Raw genomic sequence first — 15,434 nt, 5'->3', positions numbered from 1 at the left:
CTAGGTCGCGCGCCTTAGCAGGAAACAAGGTGCATCATGGGACGCAAACGCAAGGGTCGCGACATTTCCGGTTGGCTGGTGGTCGACAAGCCCGCGGGCATGACCTCGACCGCCGTGGTCAACAAGGTCCGCTGGGCGATGGACGCCAAAAAGGCGGGCCATGCCGGCACGCTCGACCCCGAGGCCACCGGCGTTCTGGCCGTCGCTTTGGGCGAGGCGACCAAGACCGTTCCTTTCGTCACCGATGCGCTCAAGGCCTATAGCTTTACCGTGCGGCTGGGTCAGGCCACCAATACCGACGATGCCGAGGGCGAAGTGATCGCGGAAAGCGACCTGCGCCCCACCGATGACGAGATCAAGCAGGCCCTGCTGCCCTTCGTGGGCGAGATCATGCAGGTGCCGCCCAAGTTCTCGGCGGTCAAGATCGACGGCCAGCGCGCCTACAAGCTGGCCCGCGACGGCGAGGACGTGGAGCTGGCCGCCCGCCCGCTGTGGGTCGAGGAGCTGGTGCTGGTCGATCGTCCCGATCCCGATCATGTCGTGCTGGAAATGACCTGCGGCAAGGGCGGCTATGTCCGCTCGATCGCGCGCGACCTGGGTGAGGCGCTGGGCTGTTACGGCCACGTCAAGGAGCTGCGCAGGATCTGGTCCGGCCCGTTCGACGCCGAGGACGGCCTGAGCATCGAGCAGATCGACGAGATGGCGAAAACCCCGGCGCTGGATGACTACCTGCGCCCGCTGGAAGAAGGGCTGGCCGACCTGCCCGAGCTGAAATGCACCCCCGAAGGCGCCACCCGCCTGCGCAACGGCAACCCCGGCATGGTTCTGGCCGGCGACGTGGAATACGGCGACGAGGCCTGGGCCTCGTTCGACGGCAAGGCCGTGGCGGTGGGGATCTACAAATCCGGTGAACTGCACCCCAGCCGGGTGTTCGCCGGTTAGGTCCCGTGCTAAGCGAAGGCGCATGATCACCCGGTCCCATACCAAGGGCGACGCGCCCTCGACAGCCGTCTATTCCGACTGCGAACGCTATCGCTACAGCCTGACCCGCATCTGGGATCCGGCCGGGCGCCGGGCGTTGTTCGTGATGCTGAACCCCTCGACCGCGACCGAGGTGCAGAATGACCCGACCGTCGAGCGTTGCGAACGGCGCGCGCGGGCCTTGGGGTTCGGGGCCTTCCAGGTGACCAACATCTTTGCCTGGCGCGACACCAACCCGCGCAAGATGCGCGCGGCGGCCGATCCGGTGGGGCCGGACAACGACGCCGCCATCCTGGCCGGCGTGGACTGGGCCGACCAGGTGATCGCCGCCTGGGGCACCCATGGCGCGCATCTGGATCGCGGCCCAGCGGTCGAGCGTCTGCTGCGCGGCACCGGCCAGCCGCTGTTCCACCTGGGCCTGACCAAGGACGGCCACCCCAAGCACCCGCTGTACATCGCCTATTCGCAGCAACCGCAGCCCTGGGGCCGGTAACGAGCGGTTAACCACAGAATCAAGTAGCCCTTGACCAACGCCCTGATCGGGTGGGATATTTCACACTCGGAGCAATATCTGCCCGGAGGGTTTCATGTTCCTGTTCGGCCTGCTTGGGCTGGCCGCCATCGGCGGCGCCGCCTATGCCATGAGCGATGTCCTCTTGCCCTCGGAAGAGGACGAGACAGACACCGACGTGATCGAGGACGAAGAGACCGCCGACGTGTCCCAAGGCAACCTGCTCGAGACCGACGACATGCCCAGCGAGGGCAACCTTGTCGAACCCGACACCACAACCGCGACGGACGAAATCGCCCCCGAGGACAGCGCGCCGGATGCGGAAAAGACACCCTCGGCCGGCACCGTTCTGTCCGATTATGAAGGCAACCTGGTCATTGCCGGGGCGGAAGGCGACGATGTTCTGGCCGGCGGCGCAGGAAACGATCAGATCAACGGATATGGCGGCGACGATACCGTGGTAGGCGGCGACGGGAATGACGTTCTGTTCGGCGATCAGGGCACAGACAAGCTGACCGGCGGAGCGGGCGACGACACCCTGCACGGGCAGGATGACGCAGACAGTCTGGATGGCGGCACCGGAGACGACGCGCTTTTTGGCCATCACGGCGACGACAGGCTGACCGGCGGCTCCAACGAGGACGAGCTGTATGGCGGGCAGGGCAACGACATCTTGGCCGGTGACGCGGGCGAGGATTCGCTGCAGGGCGGCGCCGGCGATGACCGCCTGGCCGGCGGCGCGGGCGCGGACGCTTTGTTCGGCGGCGACGGGGACGACACGGTGGACGGGTCCGATGGCGAAGACACGCCGTCCACCGATTTTCTGAACGGAGGGGCCGGAGACGACACCATCCTGGCCGGCCTGGGCGATATCGCCACCGGCGGCGCGGGCGACGACACGTTCCTTTTGGACGGCGCCCCCGCCGGGCCGGAAGTGACCGTCACGGATTTTGCCCACGGACAGGACAAGCTGCTGGTGTCCTGGGACCAGCCCGAGGCACCCGAGATCTCGATCGAACAGAATGCCGACGACCCCGACATGACGCAGGTGCTGGTCAATGGGCAGTTGGTGGCACAGCTGCTCGGTGCCGAGGGGCTGACGCTGGACGATATCGAGCTGGTTTCCACCCTGTCGGGGCCCCAGTCCGCGGCAACCGGCTGACGGACCAGAAACCCTTTGCCATTCGCGCCAAATGCGCCTATACGCGCCCATCCGCATCGGAATCGGTGCGGTTCTCTCCATGGGCCTGCGCTGGACGACATCCCGGCCTGCGCCATCAACTCTAACCTGTAAAGGAGACCCCGATGTCGATCACTGCCGAAGAAAAAGCACGCGTCATGAAAGAATTCGCAACCAAGGACGGCGACACCGGTTCGCCGGAAGTCCAGGTTGCCATCCTGACCTCGCGGATCAACACCCTGACCGAGCACTTCAAGACCCACAAGAAAGACAACCACGGCCGCCGTGGTCTGCTGAAGATGGTCGCCCAGCGCCGCAAGCTGCTGGACTACCTGAAGGGCAAGGAAGAAGCGCGCTACCAGGACCTGATCAAAAAGCTGGGCATCCGCCGCTAAGCCCGGAACACCCCGCTTTCCAGCTCCAGACGCCCGCCATTTGGCGGGCGTTTTTCATACCCGCAGTCGCCGGACCATCAGGGCATTTGAGACTTGCCGCGAAGTCGCTGAATCCCTTCCGCAAAGCTGCTTGGATCACTCCTCCAGGGGTTGGCCCTTCTAGGCCCGGGCCACCCAATGAGGGTATTTTCAGACGAGCGAGATTCATCCAGATGGCACAACTTTGGAAGCCCGTCGCGGTTTTGGTCGCGGTAAACATTGCATGGATGTAAACGGCGGAAGCGCCGACAGCGGATGTTCAGCTTTCGCCACGAACCATGACGCAGATACGCGACAATCCAGACCAGTTCATCGAACACACGATTCCGCAACTGTTCAGTCTTGCTCCGAATGGAAAGCTTGCCCGTGAAGCTCTGGCAATTCGCAACCAGATGACGACGGCACGGCAACGCGCCAATCGGCTTGACATCGTCACCCCGGAAAAGATCGCGGCAGTCGTCAGGCAGATCGCACCGGACGCGCAGAAAGCCGAGCCTTCGGCGACGAGGCGGTCGTTGCCAAAGGCTTGGTCGCCTCAAAGCTCAAGCGCAGCGCGAACCATGTTGTGGGAAGCTACAGGCTCGGCGAAATCGGTCTTCCGTCCGGAAACATCTCGGGATCGAAACGGGGAAGCCAATCCGGCGGAAGCCTGACGATCCTCAAGGGCAACCGACAGTTCATCGCAACCGAGGACGGGGTCACCGAATTGGCGGAACCCGCCGAAGGTCCGGCGAAAGGGCTTGAGTTAAAGCTGGAGAGGCTTCTGCTCAGGTGCTCTCCCGGCGGGATCCTCGAGGTTGCACCCGAGGATGTCGTGTCGAACCGCGATGCCGAAGGGTACAGGGTTCTTCCGCAACAGGCGGGTTTGCTGCAACTCGCCCGCAACGGGGCGATCACCCAGACTTCGGAGGGGTATTTCAAGATCGTCAAGCCGATCCCCCGGTTTCCTGCCGGACCGAACGGCGGGCACAGCGTCCGTTTCATGCTGGGTGAAGGCGTAGCGATGCCCGGCGGGTCTCCGGGCCACTCGCGTTTCATCGGCGCGGAAACCGGCAAATGTGTGGCAGGACCGCGGCGCCGCTGACTGTCACAGGCATGTGGCCCGGAAGAACGCCGGTCAGACGGCGGGCGTACTTCCGCGCGATTGGGCCTGGCGCTGCGCGGCGCGACGGCGCGCCAGCGTGTCGGGTTGCGCCTTCGCCGATGGCGTCGTCGGCCGCATGACTTGAACGCCGGTCAAGCCGGAGAGCGGCTTCGGCGCGGTGCCGGCTATGGGCAGAAGCTTTCAGCGCCCGCCCACAAAAGGCAGGATCAGTCCGAGGCCCCGCCGGTCTTGCGCCGGGCACCGGCGCGCATCCGTTCGGCGGCATCCGCGGTCGACGGCGCCGTCTGCGCCAACGGCTCGGCCCCCGTCACATCAAGACGGAAGGTGGCGCGCATCGGCATAAGCCCGTCCACGACGACCATCTGCTGTTCGGACGGATCGATAACAAGCCGGCCCGTCAGGCGGACTGGCTCGTGATTTAAGGTGGGTGCCCAGTCATTGGATAGCCGAACCCGGATCATCTGGTTCGGTGGCGGCGGCGGCATGTGGCTGCACATGCCGCGCTCGGGCACCAGATAGGCCACCGCGCGCCCGTCGGCCTCCGGCGGCGCGGGGATGGCGAAACCCACCAAGGTCACGATTTGACCGTCATACGCCGGATTGCCCTGCGTGGCAGCACGACGGCGGCGCTCGGTGACCGCTTCGCGCTGATCCAGCAACCAGTCCACATCGATGCCGTCGGCGGCCAGGGCGTCCTCGGTTTCATCCAGCAGGGCCTGCCATTTCCGACGCTCCTCGGCGGTGCCGCGATCCTGTTGCAGGCGCCCGCGCAGGCGCACGGCGAACAGCAGATCGTCGAACTGTTCGGGGCTGAGGTCGCGATAGGGGTCCTCGAACTGCTGCACCGCGGGGTCGCGCAGGTCGGACCAGTTCAGCGGCGCGGGTCCGGCCAAGGTCGCCTGCGCCGCCATCAGCAAGGCCGCCAACGGGGCCAACACTCGTCCGACTCGCATACCTGTACCTCCGCCGGGGTCGAACCGGAGACAACGGAATGCCTCCTCCGTCACCTTAGCGCCGCGCCCCCGGTGCGTCCATGCCCCCACTTGCCCGTGCGGGCCAGGGCCGTTCGGTTTCTCTTTCAATCCCGCGCATTCTATTGTATGCGCGCAGCATCTGAGACGTTGTGCCCTGACCCCGGCACTCGAAACAAGGATGAATGGGGTCGGCGGCAATGGGGCCGCCACGCAAACGGGAGACCCGGGATGGGCCTGGGAGAGCTCCCTTCTAGGATACGCAAATGTTTGATGTAACGAAGAAATCAATTCAGTGGGGCGAAGAGACGCTGACACTGGAAACCGGCAAGGTTGCCCGTCAGGCCGACGGCAGCGTGATTGCCACCCTGGGCGAAACCAGCGTCATGGCCAACGTGACCTTCGCCAAGGAACAGAAGCCCGGTCAGGACTTTTTCCCGCTGACCGTGCACTATCAGGAAAAATACTATGCCGCCGGCAAGGTGCCGGGTGGCTTTTTCAAGCGCGAGGCGCGTCCGACCGAGAAAGAGACGCTGACCGCACGCCTGATCGACCGTCCGATCCGCCCGCTGTTCGTGGACGGGTTCAAGAACGAAGTGCTGGTGATGTGCACCGTCCTCAGCCACGATCTGGTCAACGACCCCGACATCGTGGCGATGATCGCCGCCTCGGCCGCCCTGACCCTCTCGGGCGCGCCCTTCCGCGGACCGATTGCAGGCTGCCGCGTGGGATACACCGACGGTGAATATGTCCTGAACCCGACCGTCGATGACATGCAGGACCTGCGACTGAACCCCGAACAGCGCCTGGACCTGGTCGTGGCCGGCACCAAGGATGCCGTGATGATGGTGGAATCGGAAGCCTACGAGCTGTCCGAAGCCGAGATGCTGGGCGCCGTGACTTTCGCGCATGAACAGATCCAGCCGGTGATCGACCTGATCATCAGCCTGGCCGAAGAAGCCGCGAAAGAGCCGTTCGAATTCACCCCGCCGGACTATTCCGCGCTGTACGAGGCCGTGAAGGCTGCGGGTGAAGAGCAGATGCGCGCCGCGTTCGCCATCACCGACAAGCAGGAGCGCACCGCTGCGGTCGCGGCCGCGCGCGAGGCCATCAAGGCCGCCCTGACCGAAGAGCAGCTGGAAGACCCGAACCTCGGCTCGGCGATGAAAAAGCTCGAGGCCGGCATCCTGCGCGGCGACGTGGTGAAGGGCGGCAAGCGGATCGACGGCCGTTCGACCACCGACGTGCGCCCGATCGTGGCCGAAACCGGTCTGCTGCCGCGCACCCACGGTTCGGCCCTGTTCACCCGCGGCGAAACCCAGGCGCTGGCCGTGACCACGCTGGGCACCGGGGATGACGAGCAGTTCGTCGACGCGCTGCACGGCAACTTCAAGTCGAACTTCCTGCTGCACTACAACTTCCCGCCCTACTCGGTCGGTGAGGTTGGCCGCGTTGGCCCTCCGGGCCGCCGCGAGGTGGGCCACGGCAAGCTGGCCTGGCGCGCGCTGCAGGCGGTGCTGCCGGCGCCGACCGACTTCCCCTACACCATCCGCGTGGTGTCCGAGATCACCGAGTCGAACGGCTCGTCCTCGATGGCGTCGGTCTGCGGCGGCTCGCTGTCGATGATGGATGCGGGCGTTCCGCTCAAGGCGCCGGTGGCCGGTGTGGCCATGGGCCTGATCCTGGAAGAAGACGGCTCGTACGCCGTTCTGACCGACATCCTGGGTGACGAAGACCACCTGGGCGACATGGACTTCAAGGTCGCGGGCACCGAAAACGGCATCACCTCGCTGCAGATGGACATCAAGGTCGCGGGCATCACGCCCGAGATCATGGAGAAGGCCCTGGCCCAGGCCAAGGACGGCCGTCTGCACATTCTGAACGAGATGAGCAAGGCGCTGAGCGAGACCGCCGAGTTCTCGATCCACGCCCCGCGCATCGAGACCATGCAGATCCCGACCGACAAGATCCGCGAAGTGATCGGCTCGGGCGGCAAGGTGATCCGCGAGATCGTGGAAACCAGCGGCGCCAAGGTCGACATCAACGACGACGGCATCATCAAGATCGCCTCGCCGAATGCCGAAGCCATCCAGAAGGCCTATGACATGATCCATTCGATCGTGGCCGAGCCGGAAGAAGGCAAGATCTATACCGGCAAGGTCGTGAAGATCGTCGATTTCGGCGCCTTCGTGAACTTCTTCGGCAAGCGTGACGGTCTGGTCCACGTGTCCCAGATCGAGAACCGCCGCCTGAACCATCCCTCGGACGTTCTGAAGGAAGGCCAGGAAGTGAAGGTCAAGCTCTTGGGCTTTGACGATCGCGGCAAGGTGCGCCTGTCGATGAAGTGCGTCGATCAGGAAACCGGCGAAGAAATCGCGCCCGAGAAGAAAGAAAAGAAAGAGGAAAGCGCGGAATAACCCGCCCTGCCCTTTGCGAAATCCAAGACCCCGGTTCCGGCCGGGGTCTTTTTTGTTCTCCCGGGGCCTTTCCCGGGTCGCAGCCCTGCTCTATGCACGGCATCATGCGATCCTTCATCATCCATATGTCCTCCAGCACCGCGCGCCGCCCGAATGCCGAGAAACTCTGCGCCGAGTTGCCCAATGCCGAACTGATCGAAGCGGTGGACGGGCGCGATCCGGCGCAGATTGCCGGGGTCACACTGCACCCGGGCAACCTGCATCGCCCGCGCTACCCCTTCGCCCTGCGCCCGGCCGAAATCGGCGTCTTCGAAAGCCACCGCCGGATCTGGCGCAAGATGGTCGACGAGGGGATCGATCTGGCGATCACCGCCGAGGATGACCTGCGCGTCGATCCCGGCCGGATATCAGCGGCGCTGGATCTGCTACGCCCGATCGCGACCCCTGACCATTATATCCGCATCCCGGTCAAGCAGCGCGAAACCGCCGCCCAAACCTTGGCCGAGCGCGACGGCTTGCGCCTGATCCTGCCCAAGGTCATCGGGCTGCAATGCTGCTGTCAGGTGGTGGGGCGGAAGGCGGCGGAACGTCTGCTGGCCGCCACCGACCAGATCGACCGCCCGGTGGACACGTTTCTGCAGATGCACTGGATCACGGGCCAACCCGTCCATTCCCTCTTGGGCAGCGGCAACCAGGAAGTGGCCGGTGAACTCGGAGGCTCGACGATCCAGACGAAACCGCCCCTGACCGACAAACTGACCCGCGAATTCAAGCGCGCCGCCTATCGCGCGCAACTGCACCTGCATCCGCAGCGCGCGCCCGCTTCATCTGGCTGAAAATATCCTCGGGGGAATCGCGCCCCTTGGGGCGCGATGGGGGCAGACAGCCCCCGACCCGGTCGCCGTCAGGCCGGCGCCTTGGTCTTGCGCAGATAGGGGAAGATCGTCTCGAACTCGCCGAACTTCTCCTTCGCGTCTTCGTTGGAAACCGTGGGCGGGATGATCACGTCTTCGCCCGGTACCCAGTTGGCGGGGGTGGCCACACCCTTGGCGCTCATCTGCAACCCGTCCAGCGCGCGCAGGACCTCGGCAAAGTTGCGGCCCACCGTCATCGGGTAGATCATCGACAGCTTCAGCTTCTTGTCCGGTCCGATGATGAACACGGCGCGAACGGTCGCGCTGTCGGCAGCGGTGCGGCCGTCGGGCAGGAATGCGTCGGCAGGCAGCATGTCGAATGCCTTCGAGACTTCCAGCCCTTCATCGGCAATGATCGGGAAGCCGGGGTTGGCCTTCCCATAGGCCTCGATGTCCTTCTTCCACTTCTTGTGGTCCTCGACCCCGTCCACGGACAGACCGATCACCTTCGTGTTGCGCTTGGCCCATTCATCGGCCAGTTGCGCCACCGCCGAAAACTCGGTGGTGCAGACCGGCGTGAAATCCTTCGGGTGCGAGAACAGGATCGCCCAGCTGTCGCCGATCCAGTCGTGGAACTGGATGGTGCCCTGGTCCGTTTCAGCGGTGAAATTGGGGACGGTATCGTTGATGCGCAAACCCATGATGCATCTCCTTTCCTGTGAAAACCCGAGTCGGTTGGTGCAAACCTAATCACTTTGCCCTCAGGTTAAACCATTGATGTGGCACAGGGGCAAAAAACCTGCGATCAATAATTTGATCAAATTTCCAGAATTGCCTTGCTCCAAGGGGGCCGCAGTGACAGAGTGCCCGGGAAAACCGACCGCGCGGTCGAATGAATGCGGATCAAGAGGACACGCCATGATCGAGAAACGCGATTTTTACATCAACGGCCAGTGGGTCGCCCCCAGCCAAGCCAATGATTTCCATGTGATCGACCCCTCGACCGAGGAGCCCTGCACGGTGATCTCACTGGGCGGTCAGGCCGATACCGACGCGGCCGTGGCGGCGGCCAAGGCGGCGCTGCCGGGCTGGATGGCCACCCCGGTCGAAGAGCGCATCGCGCTGGTGGAAAAGCTGATCGAGATCTACCCCACCCGCGCCGAAGACCTCGCGCAGGCGATGTCGATGGAGATGGGCGCGCCGATCGACATGTCGCGCACCCAGCAGGTGGGCGCCGGGATCTGGCATCTGAAGAATTTCGTGCGTGCGGCCAAGGATTTCCAGTTCGAACGCCCCCTGGGCGACCATGCCCCCAATGACCGGATCATCTATGAGGCGGTCGGCGTCGCCGCGCTGATCACCCCGTGGAACTGGCCGATGAACCAGATCACGCTCAAGGTGGGCGCGGCGGCGATCGCGGGCTGCACCATGGTTCTGAAACCGTCCGAGCAAAGCCCGCTGAACGCGATGATCTTTGCCGAGATGATGCACGAGGCGGGCTTCCCCGCCGGTGTCTTCAACCTTGTGAACGGGGACGGGGCCGGCGTGGGCACTCAGCTTTCGGGCCACCCCGACGTCGACATGGTCAGCTTCACCGGCTCGACCCGCGCGGGCACGGCGATCTCCAAGAACGCCGCCGACACGCTGAAGAAGGTGCATCTGGAACTGGGCGGCAAGGGCGCCAACGTGATCTTTGCCGATGCCGATGACAAGGCGGTCAAGCGCGGCGTGCTGCACATGATGAACAACACCGGCCAGAGCTGCAACGCGCCCAGCCGGATGCTGGTGCAGCGCCCGATCTATGACCAGGCGGTGGAAACCGCGGCCGAGGTGGCGGGCAAGGTCACCGTGGGGCCGGCGATGCAGGAAGGCCGCCATATCGGCCCCGTCGTGAACGAGTTGCAATGGACCAAGATCCAGGCCCTGATCCAGAAAGGCATCGACGAAGGTGCACGCCTGGTCGCCGGCGGCACCGGCCGCCCCGAGGGCTTCAACAAGGGCTATTTCGTCAAGCCGACGGTCTTTGCCGACGCCAACAACCAGATGACCATCGCCCGCGAGGAAATCTTTGGCCCGGTCCTGACGATGATCCCCTTCGACACCGAGGAAGAGGCCATCGAGATCGCCAATGACACGCCCTATGGCCTGACCAACTATGTCCAGACGCAGGACGGCGCCCGCGCCAATCGCATGGCGCGCAAACTGCGCTCGGGCATGGTCGAGATGAACGGCCAGTCGCGCGCTGCCGGTTCACCCTTTGGCGGCATGAAACAGTCCGGGAACGGGCGCGAAGGCGGTGTCTGGGGGCTCGAGGACTTTTTGGAGGTCAAAGCCATCAGCGGCTGGACCCCGGAATAACCCCCGCACGGGAACGCACAAAATGCGGGGCAAGGCGCGGTCCGGCGCCTTGCCCCATTTGCGTCAGGCCGGGCGCACCACCAGCTGCGGTTCGCCGTTCGACGTGTGTCGGGCCGAACGCCCGTCCCAGCCGATCTGACCGCTGACGCGCTGGCGAAAGGCCGAGAAGCTGTCAAAGGTCACCACGTCGACCGGGGAGTCGAACTGCAGCGTGATCCGCCGCTGCGCGCCGTCGCCCAACACCGTCAGGCCGCGGATTTCCCCGGTGAAGGGCTGGCCCAGATAGGTGCCCTGCACGCGGTCTCCGACCTTCAGGTGCAGCCGGTTTCCGGCCATCGCGTGCAACGTGTTCCAGTCGCGCGCGCCATGCTGATGGGCGATCATCTCAAGCGATTGCGCATGGCTCAGGGCCACGCCGGCACCACGCAGTTTCTCGCGCAGGCGTTTGGCCTGCACTTTCAGCTCACCCACGGGGGCGATGTTTCGGATCTGTGTCATGTCTTGCCTCGTTTCCAAAAACGGGCGCGCGTATTGGACGGGGCTCGCCTTGCCATCCGCGCGCCGGGAAAGGGCAACAGATGTGGTTTGAACCGGGTTTCACCAAAGCCAAAGGGCCGCGAGCGGCAGGAGACCCGAACCTGCTCGCCTTGTGGCAGGCGCGGAACCCCAAGTCAATCAGGCATCGGCCTGCGCCGCCTCATAGGCCAGCATGGCGCGTTTGACGGGCAACCCCCAGTGATAGCCGCCCAGCCCCCCCGATTTGCGCAGCGCACGGTGGCAGGGGATCAGCCAGCTGACCGGGTTGCGGCCCACCGCCGTGCCCACCGCCCGCACCGCCTGCGGCGTGCCCACGGCCTGCGCGATCTGGGAATAGGTCGTCACTTGGCCCGAGGGGATCTGCATCAGCGCCTCCCACACCTTGATCTGCAAGGGTGAGCCGATCAGGTACAGCGGCGTAGGCTCAAGCCGGTCGCTGGCCGCGCCGAAGGCCGACAGGACCCACGGGCGCAGGCGCATCGGATCCTCGACATAGTCGGCCAGGGGCCAGCGTGACAGCATGTCCTGCATCGCGGCCTCTTCGCCGGTCTCGGCGGCAAAGGCCATGCCGCAGATGCCCTTGGCCGTCCCCATCACCAGCGCCGGGCCAAAGGGGCTTTCGAACCAGCCCCAATAGATGGTCAGCCCGGCGCCCTTGCGGGCGTATTCGCCGGGGCTCATCGCCTCCCATTTCAGGAACAGGTCGTGCAGGCGGCCGCTGCCGGACAGGCCGACGCTGTGCGCGGTCTCCAGCGTGGTGAACCGCTCGCGCAGCAGCGCCTTGGCATGGCCCAGCGTCAGGTATTGCTGGTAGCGTTTCGGCGACACGCCCGTCCAGCGCGAGAACAGGCGCTGGAAATGCGCGGGGCTCATGTCCATCTGGCGGGCCAGTTCTTCCAGCGACAGGGACTCGCCGCCCTGGTCGATCAGATCGATCGCGCGCCGCATCACGTTGTAGTGGTAACCGGATTCGGATGTCTGGACGTTCATGGCATTCACCTTGCTGTGGCTTGCCCCATCCTAGCCGGGCCGGGCCCGACCGTGCGACCCGAAACTTGCGCATTGCCGGTGCAGCGGGCTTTGGGCTTGTCACCCGGCACCGCGGGCGGCATTAAGGCCCGGATGGCAAAGCAGCTTGATTATCACACGATCCGCGAGATCTTTACCCGGTTCCAGCAGGCCGACCCCGAACCCAAGGGCGAGCTTGAGCATGTGAACGTATACACGCTGGTCGTCGCCGTGGCGCTATCGGCGCAGGCGACCGATGCGGGCGTCAACAAGGCCACCCGCGCGCTGTTCAAGATCGCGGACACACCGCAGAAGATGCTCGACCTCGGCGAAGAGGGGCTGATCGAACACATCAAGACCATCGGCCTGTTCCGCCAGAAGGCCAAGAACGTCATCAAGATGTCGCGCATCCTGGTCGAGGAATACGGCGGCGAGGTTCCCAACTCGCGCGCCGCACTGCAGTCGCTGCCGGGCGTCGGGCGCAAGACCGCGAACGTGGTGCTGAACATGTGGTGGCGATACCCGGCGCAGGCGGTGGACACCCATATCTTTCGCGTCGGCAACCGCACCGGCATCTGCCCCGGCAAGGACGTGGACGCCGTGGAACGCGCCATCGAAGACAATATCCCCGTGGACTTTCAGCTTCACGCCCATCACTGGTTGATCCTGCACGGCCGGTACCACTGCAAGGCGCGCAAACCGCAATGCGGCACCTGCCTGATCCGCGACCTGTGCCAATTCGAGGACAAGACCCTATGAAAACCTATCACCTGACCGGCATCGGCAACGCCGTCGTGGACGTCATCTCTCAGGCCGACGACAGCTTTCTCGAGATGATGGGGATCGAGAAGGGCATTATGCAGCTGATCGAGCGGGAACGCGGCGAGGTGCTGTATGCGGCCATGGAAAACCGGGTGCAGACGCCGGGTGGGTCGGTGGCCAACACCATCGCGGGCGCGGGTGCGCTGGGTCTGGACGCGGCCTTCATCGGGCGGGTGCATGATGATGCGCTGGGCCGGTTCTATGCCGATGCGATGAACGAGGACGGCGTGGATTTCGTGAACCCGCCGGTGCCGGGGGGCGAGCTGCCGACCTCGCGTTCGATGATCTTCGTTTCGCCCGATGGCGAACGGTCGATGAACACCTATCTGGGTATCTCGTCCGAACTGTCCTCGACGGACGTACCGGCCGAGGTGGCGGGCAACAGCCAGATCATGTTCCTCGAGGGGTATCTGTTCGACAAGGAGAAGGGCAAGACCGCCTTCCTGGAGGCCGCGCGCGACTGCCGCAACGGCGGCGGCAAGACCGGCATCGCCATCTCCGACCCGTTCTGCGTCGAGCGTCACCGTACCGATTTCCTGCTGCTGATCGAACACGAGCTGGATTTCGTGATCGGCAACGAGGCCGAGATCAAATCGCTGTTCGAGACCGACGACCTGGAAGAGGCGCTGGCCAAGACCGCCGCGATCTGCCCGTTGGTGGTCTGCACCCGCTCGGGCGACGGGGTGACGGTTCTGCACGACGGCACGCGCATCGATGTACCGGTCGAGAAAGTGGTGCCGGTGGACGCCACCGGCGCGGGCGACCAGTTCGCCGCCGGGTTCCTGTTCGGCATGGCGACGGGCCGCGACATGGAAACCTGCGCCCGCATTGGCAACGTCTGCGCCCGCGAGGTAATCAGCCATATCGGCCCACGGCCGGATACCAACGTGCTGGAGTTGTTGAGGGAAGAGGGGTTGGTTTGAGGGGGGCTTGCGACTTTGCTACTTCTCGGGTCTCGACGTTCAGGCAGGATGCCGATGTCCTGCCAACATTTTTGACGAAGGGGAATGCGGCTGTAGGTCGAGGAAATGTTTGATGATGTGGAGACTTACATGCGCATTCAGTCTCCGATAGTGTCCAGCTCGTGACTCGGAAAAAAGAAAAGTCCTTCTTTCGCTGGATTGTTATGACCGTGCTTGCTTGGCTCGGCTTGGCCGGCCTGAGCGATGCGATAGTCGAGTGGCAGAATTGGTTCGAGCAGGGCGTAATGGAGCACTGGCGCTCTGTGAAAGAGTGGACAATCGCCGTGCTTCTTTGGTGGATGCCGTTTCGTGTACCTTCGTGGCTGATTGATTACTCGATCATCTCGATAATCGTAGTCCGTACATCACCAATTCCGAGTTGGGACGAAAACTGGCATTTCGGACCGGAAGACGCCTTGGAAGAGTATGGCTTCATTCCCTTTAGCTGGAAGATCGAATGGGCGATGAGCCAGGTGTTTATCCGGTGGCCACGTCGCGTTTTTCTGTTTCTTACGTGGCCTGTCGCTATCCCTTTTCTTTCCATCGAAGCAATTCGCGGGAAAGCATTCGCCCCAGAAATTGAAATTGACCCCAACGATCGAAGGAGCGAAATGGTCAATTGGTTGTCTCGGATAGCTTGGTGCTTCGTCAGCTTTATCCCTTTCCTCTTCGTTTGCTCAAACGTGCTTTATGCGCATGGATGAAGCACACTATGGACCTTCTTTGTATTTCAAAAATTTATTAAAATCAGGGCGTTAAGAAGGAAAACGATCCCTCACCCCAAATACCCCCCAAACGCCTCCATCACCCGCTCGTAGACCTCGCGCTTGAAGGGCACGATCTCGGCGATCAGGCGGTCGGGGTCCTGCCATTTCCAGCGGGTGAACTCGGGGTGGTCGGTCTGAATGTCGATCTGGTCGTCGGTTCCCAGAAACCGCAACAGGAACCATTTCTGCTGCTGCCCGCGATAGCGGCCCTTCCAGATCTTGGGCACGATGTCATGCGGCAGGTCATAGGGCAGCCAGCCGTCGGTCTCGGCCACGATTTCCACCAGGTCGGGGGTGACGCCGATTTCCTCCTGCAATTCGCGCAGGGCTGCTTCGCGCGGGGATTCGCCCTCGTCCACGCCGCCCTGGGGCATCTGCCAGGCGTCCTCGAACCGGTCGTTGCGCTGGCCGACGAAGATCTTGCCCCGGTCATTCATCAGCATCAGGCCCACGCAGGGGCGATAGGGCAGTTTGGCGATCTGTTCTGGGGTCATGGGCGGGCCTCGTGATGTGGTTGGCCAAGCTGT

At 63.9% G+C, this 15,434-nt stretch carries 17 protein-coding genes; 12 read left to right on the top strand and 5 right to left on the bottom strand.

Annotated features, from left to right (window positions below):
- Window positions 1-36: 36 nt before the first annotated feature.
- From truB to F3H26_RS01440, 6 genes are all read left to right on the top strand, one after another.
- Window positions 37-942, top strand: coding sequence for a tRNA pseudouridine(55) synthase TruB (truB, locus tag F3H26_RS01465; RefSeq protein ID WP_149774282.1), 906 nt, complete (start codon window positions 37-39; stop codon window positions 940-942).
- A 22-nt stretch (window positions 943-964) separates the two neighbouring features.
- Window positions 965-1,474, top strand: coding sequence for a DUF1643 domain-containing protein (locus tag F3H26_RS01460; protein WP_149774281.1), 510 nt, complete (start codon window positions 965-967; stop codon window positions 1,472-1,474).
- A gap of 94 nt (window positions 1,475-1,568) precedes the next feature.
- Window positions 1,569-2,654: a calcium-binding protein gene (locus tag F3H26_RS01455; protein WP_149774280.1), complete on the top strand. Its 1,086-nt coding sequence runs from the start codon at window positions 1,569-1,571 to the stop codon at window positions 2,652-2,654.
- 143 nt (window positions 2,655-2,797) lie between these two features.
- The gene (gene rpsO / locus F3H26_RS01450) at window positions 2,798-3,067 is read left to right on the top strand and encodes a 30S ribosomal protein S15 (protein ID WP_005980247.1); all 270 of its coding nucleotides are present in this window, start codon (window positions 2,798-2,800) and stop codon (window positions 3,065-3,067) included.
- Window positions 3,068-3,384: 317 nt separating this feature from the next.
- Entirely contained in the window at window positions 3,385-3,759 is a 375-nt protein-coding gene (locus tag F3H26_RS01445; RefSeq protein WP_149774279.1) for a hypothetical protein, read from the top strand.
- 53 nt (window positions 3,760-3,812) lie between these two features.
- Window positions 3,813-4,190, top strand: a complete 378-nt coding sequence (locus F3H26_RS01440) for a hypothetical protein (protein ID WP_149774278.1) — start codon at window positions 3,813-3,815, stop codon at window positions 4,188-4,190.
- Between the two features lie 227 nt (window positions 4,191-4,417).
- On the opposite strand, the gene F3H26_RS01435 is transcribed toward F3H26_RS01440, so the two are convergent.
- Window positions 4,418-5,164: a DUF3299 domain-containing protein gene (locus F3H26_RS01435; protein WP_223162401.1), complete on the bottom strand. Its 747-nt coding sequence runs from the start codon at window positions 5,162-5,164 to the stop codon at window positions 4,418-4,420.
- A gap of 284 nt (window positions 5,165-5,448) precedes the next feature.
- Between F3H26_RS01435 and pnp the strand changes: the two genes are divergently transcribed.
- Both pnp and F3H26_RS01425 read left to right on the top strand, forming a co-directional pair.
- Window positions 5,449-7,599, top strand: a complete 2,151-nt coding sequence (gene pnp, locus F3H26_RS01430) for a polyribonucleotide nucleotidyltransferase (protein WP_149774277.1) — start codon at window positions 5,449-5,451, stop codon at window positions 7,597-7,599.
- A gap of 104 nt (window positions 7,600-7,703) precedes the next feature.
- Window positions 7,704-8,435, top strand: coding sequence for a glycosyltransferase family 25 protein (locus F3H26_RS01425; protein ID WP_149774276.1), 732 nt, complete (start codon window positions 7,704-7,706; stop codon window positions 8,433-8,435).
- Window positions 8,436-8,503: 68 nt separating this feature from the next.
- Here F3H26_RS01425 and F3H26_RS01420 read toward each other — a convergent pair whose 3' ends face one another.
- Entirely contained in the window at window positions 8,504-9,154 is a 651-nt protein-coding gene (locus tag F3H26_RS01420; protein ID WP_149774275.1) for a peroxiredoxin, read from the bottom strand.
- 217 nt (window positions 9,155-9,371) lie between these two features.
- Here F3H26_RS01420 and F3H26_RS01415 point away from each other — a divergent pair, with 217 nt between their 5' ends.
- Window positions 9,372-10,811, top strand: coding sequence for an aldehyde dehydrogenase family protein (locus tag F3H26_RS01415; RefSeq protein ID WP_149774274.1), 1,440 nt, complete (start codon window positions 9,372-9,374; stop codon window positions 10,809-10,811).
- Window positions 10,812-10,874: 63 nt separating this feature from the next.
- On the opposite strand, the gene F3H26_RS01410 is transcribed toward F3H26_RS01415, so the two are convergent.
- Together F3H26_RS01410 and F3H26_RS01405 are read right to left on the bottom strand one after the other, a co-directional pair.
- A complete protein-coding gene (locus F3H26_RS01410; RefSeq protein ID WP_149774273.1) occupies window positions 10,875-11,309 on the bottom strand; it encodes a glyoxalase superfamily protein in 435 nt (144 codons plus the stop codon).
- Window positions 11,310-11,486: 177 nt separating this feature from the next.
- Complete coding sequence (locus F3H26_RS01405; protein WP_005980227.1) at window positions 11,487-12,338, bottom strand: bifunctional helix-turn-helix domain-containing protein/methylated-DNA--[protein]-cysteine S-methyltransferase; 852 nt, start codon at window positions 12,336-12,338, stop codon at window positions 11,487-11,489.
- 132 nt (window positions 12,339-12,470) lie between these two features.
- Here F3H26_RS01405 and nth point away from each other — a divergent pair, with 132 nt between their 5' ends.
- The 3 genes from nth (at window position 12,471) to F3H26_RS01390 (ending at window position 14,844) form a co-directional block, all read left to right on the top strand.
- Window positions 12,471-13,115 carry an endonuclease III gene (nth, locus tag F3H26_RS01400; protein WP_040633580.1) on the top strand — a complete coding sequence of 215 codons (645 nt, stop codon included), beginning with the start codon at window positions 12,471-12,473 and terminating at the stop codon, window positions 13,113-13,115.
- Entirely contained in the window at window positions 13,112-14,101 is a 990-nt protein-coding gene (locus F3H26_RS01395) for an adenosine kinase (protein WP_149774272.1), read from the top strand. The genes nth and F3H26_RS01395 overlap by 4 nt, the downstream gene beginning before the upstream one ends.
- A gap of 203 nt (window positions 14,102-14,304) precedes the next feature.
- The gene (locus F3H26_RS01390; protein ID WP_149774271.1) at window positions 14,305-14,844 is read left to right on the top strand and encodes a hypothetical protein; all 540 of its coding nucleotides are present in this window, start codon (window positions 14,305-14,307) and stop codon (window positions 14,842-14,844) included.
- A gap of 71 nt (window positions 14,845-14,915) precedes the next feature.
- On the opposite strand, the gene F3H26_RS01385 is transcribed toward F3H26_RS01390, so the two are convergent.
- Window positions 14,916-15,401: an RNA pyrophosphohydrolase gene (locus F3H26_RS01385; RefSeq protein WP_149774270.1), complete on the bottom strand. Its 486-nt coding sequence runs from the start codon at window positions 15,399-15,401 to the stop codon at window positions 14,916-14,918.
- Window positions 15,402-15,434: the final 33 nt, after the last annotated feature.

This window comes from Ruegeria intermedia, from assembly GCF_900129345.1.
GTDB classification, from domain to species: domain Bacteria; phylum Pseudomonadota; class Alphaproteobacteria; order Rhodobacterales; family Rhodobacteraceae; genus Ruegeria; species Ruegeria intermedia.
The sequence above is the reverse complement of the archived record's forward strand: the minus strand, read 5'-3'. Positions and strand labels throughout refer to the sequence as shown.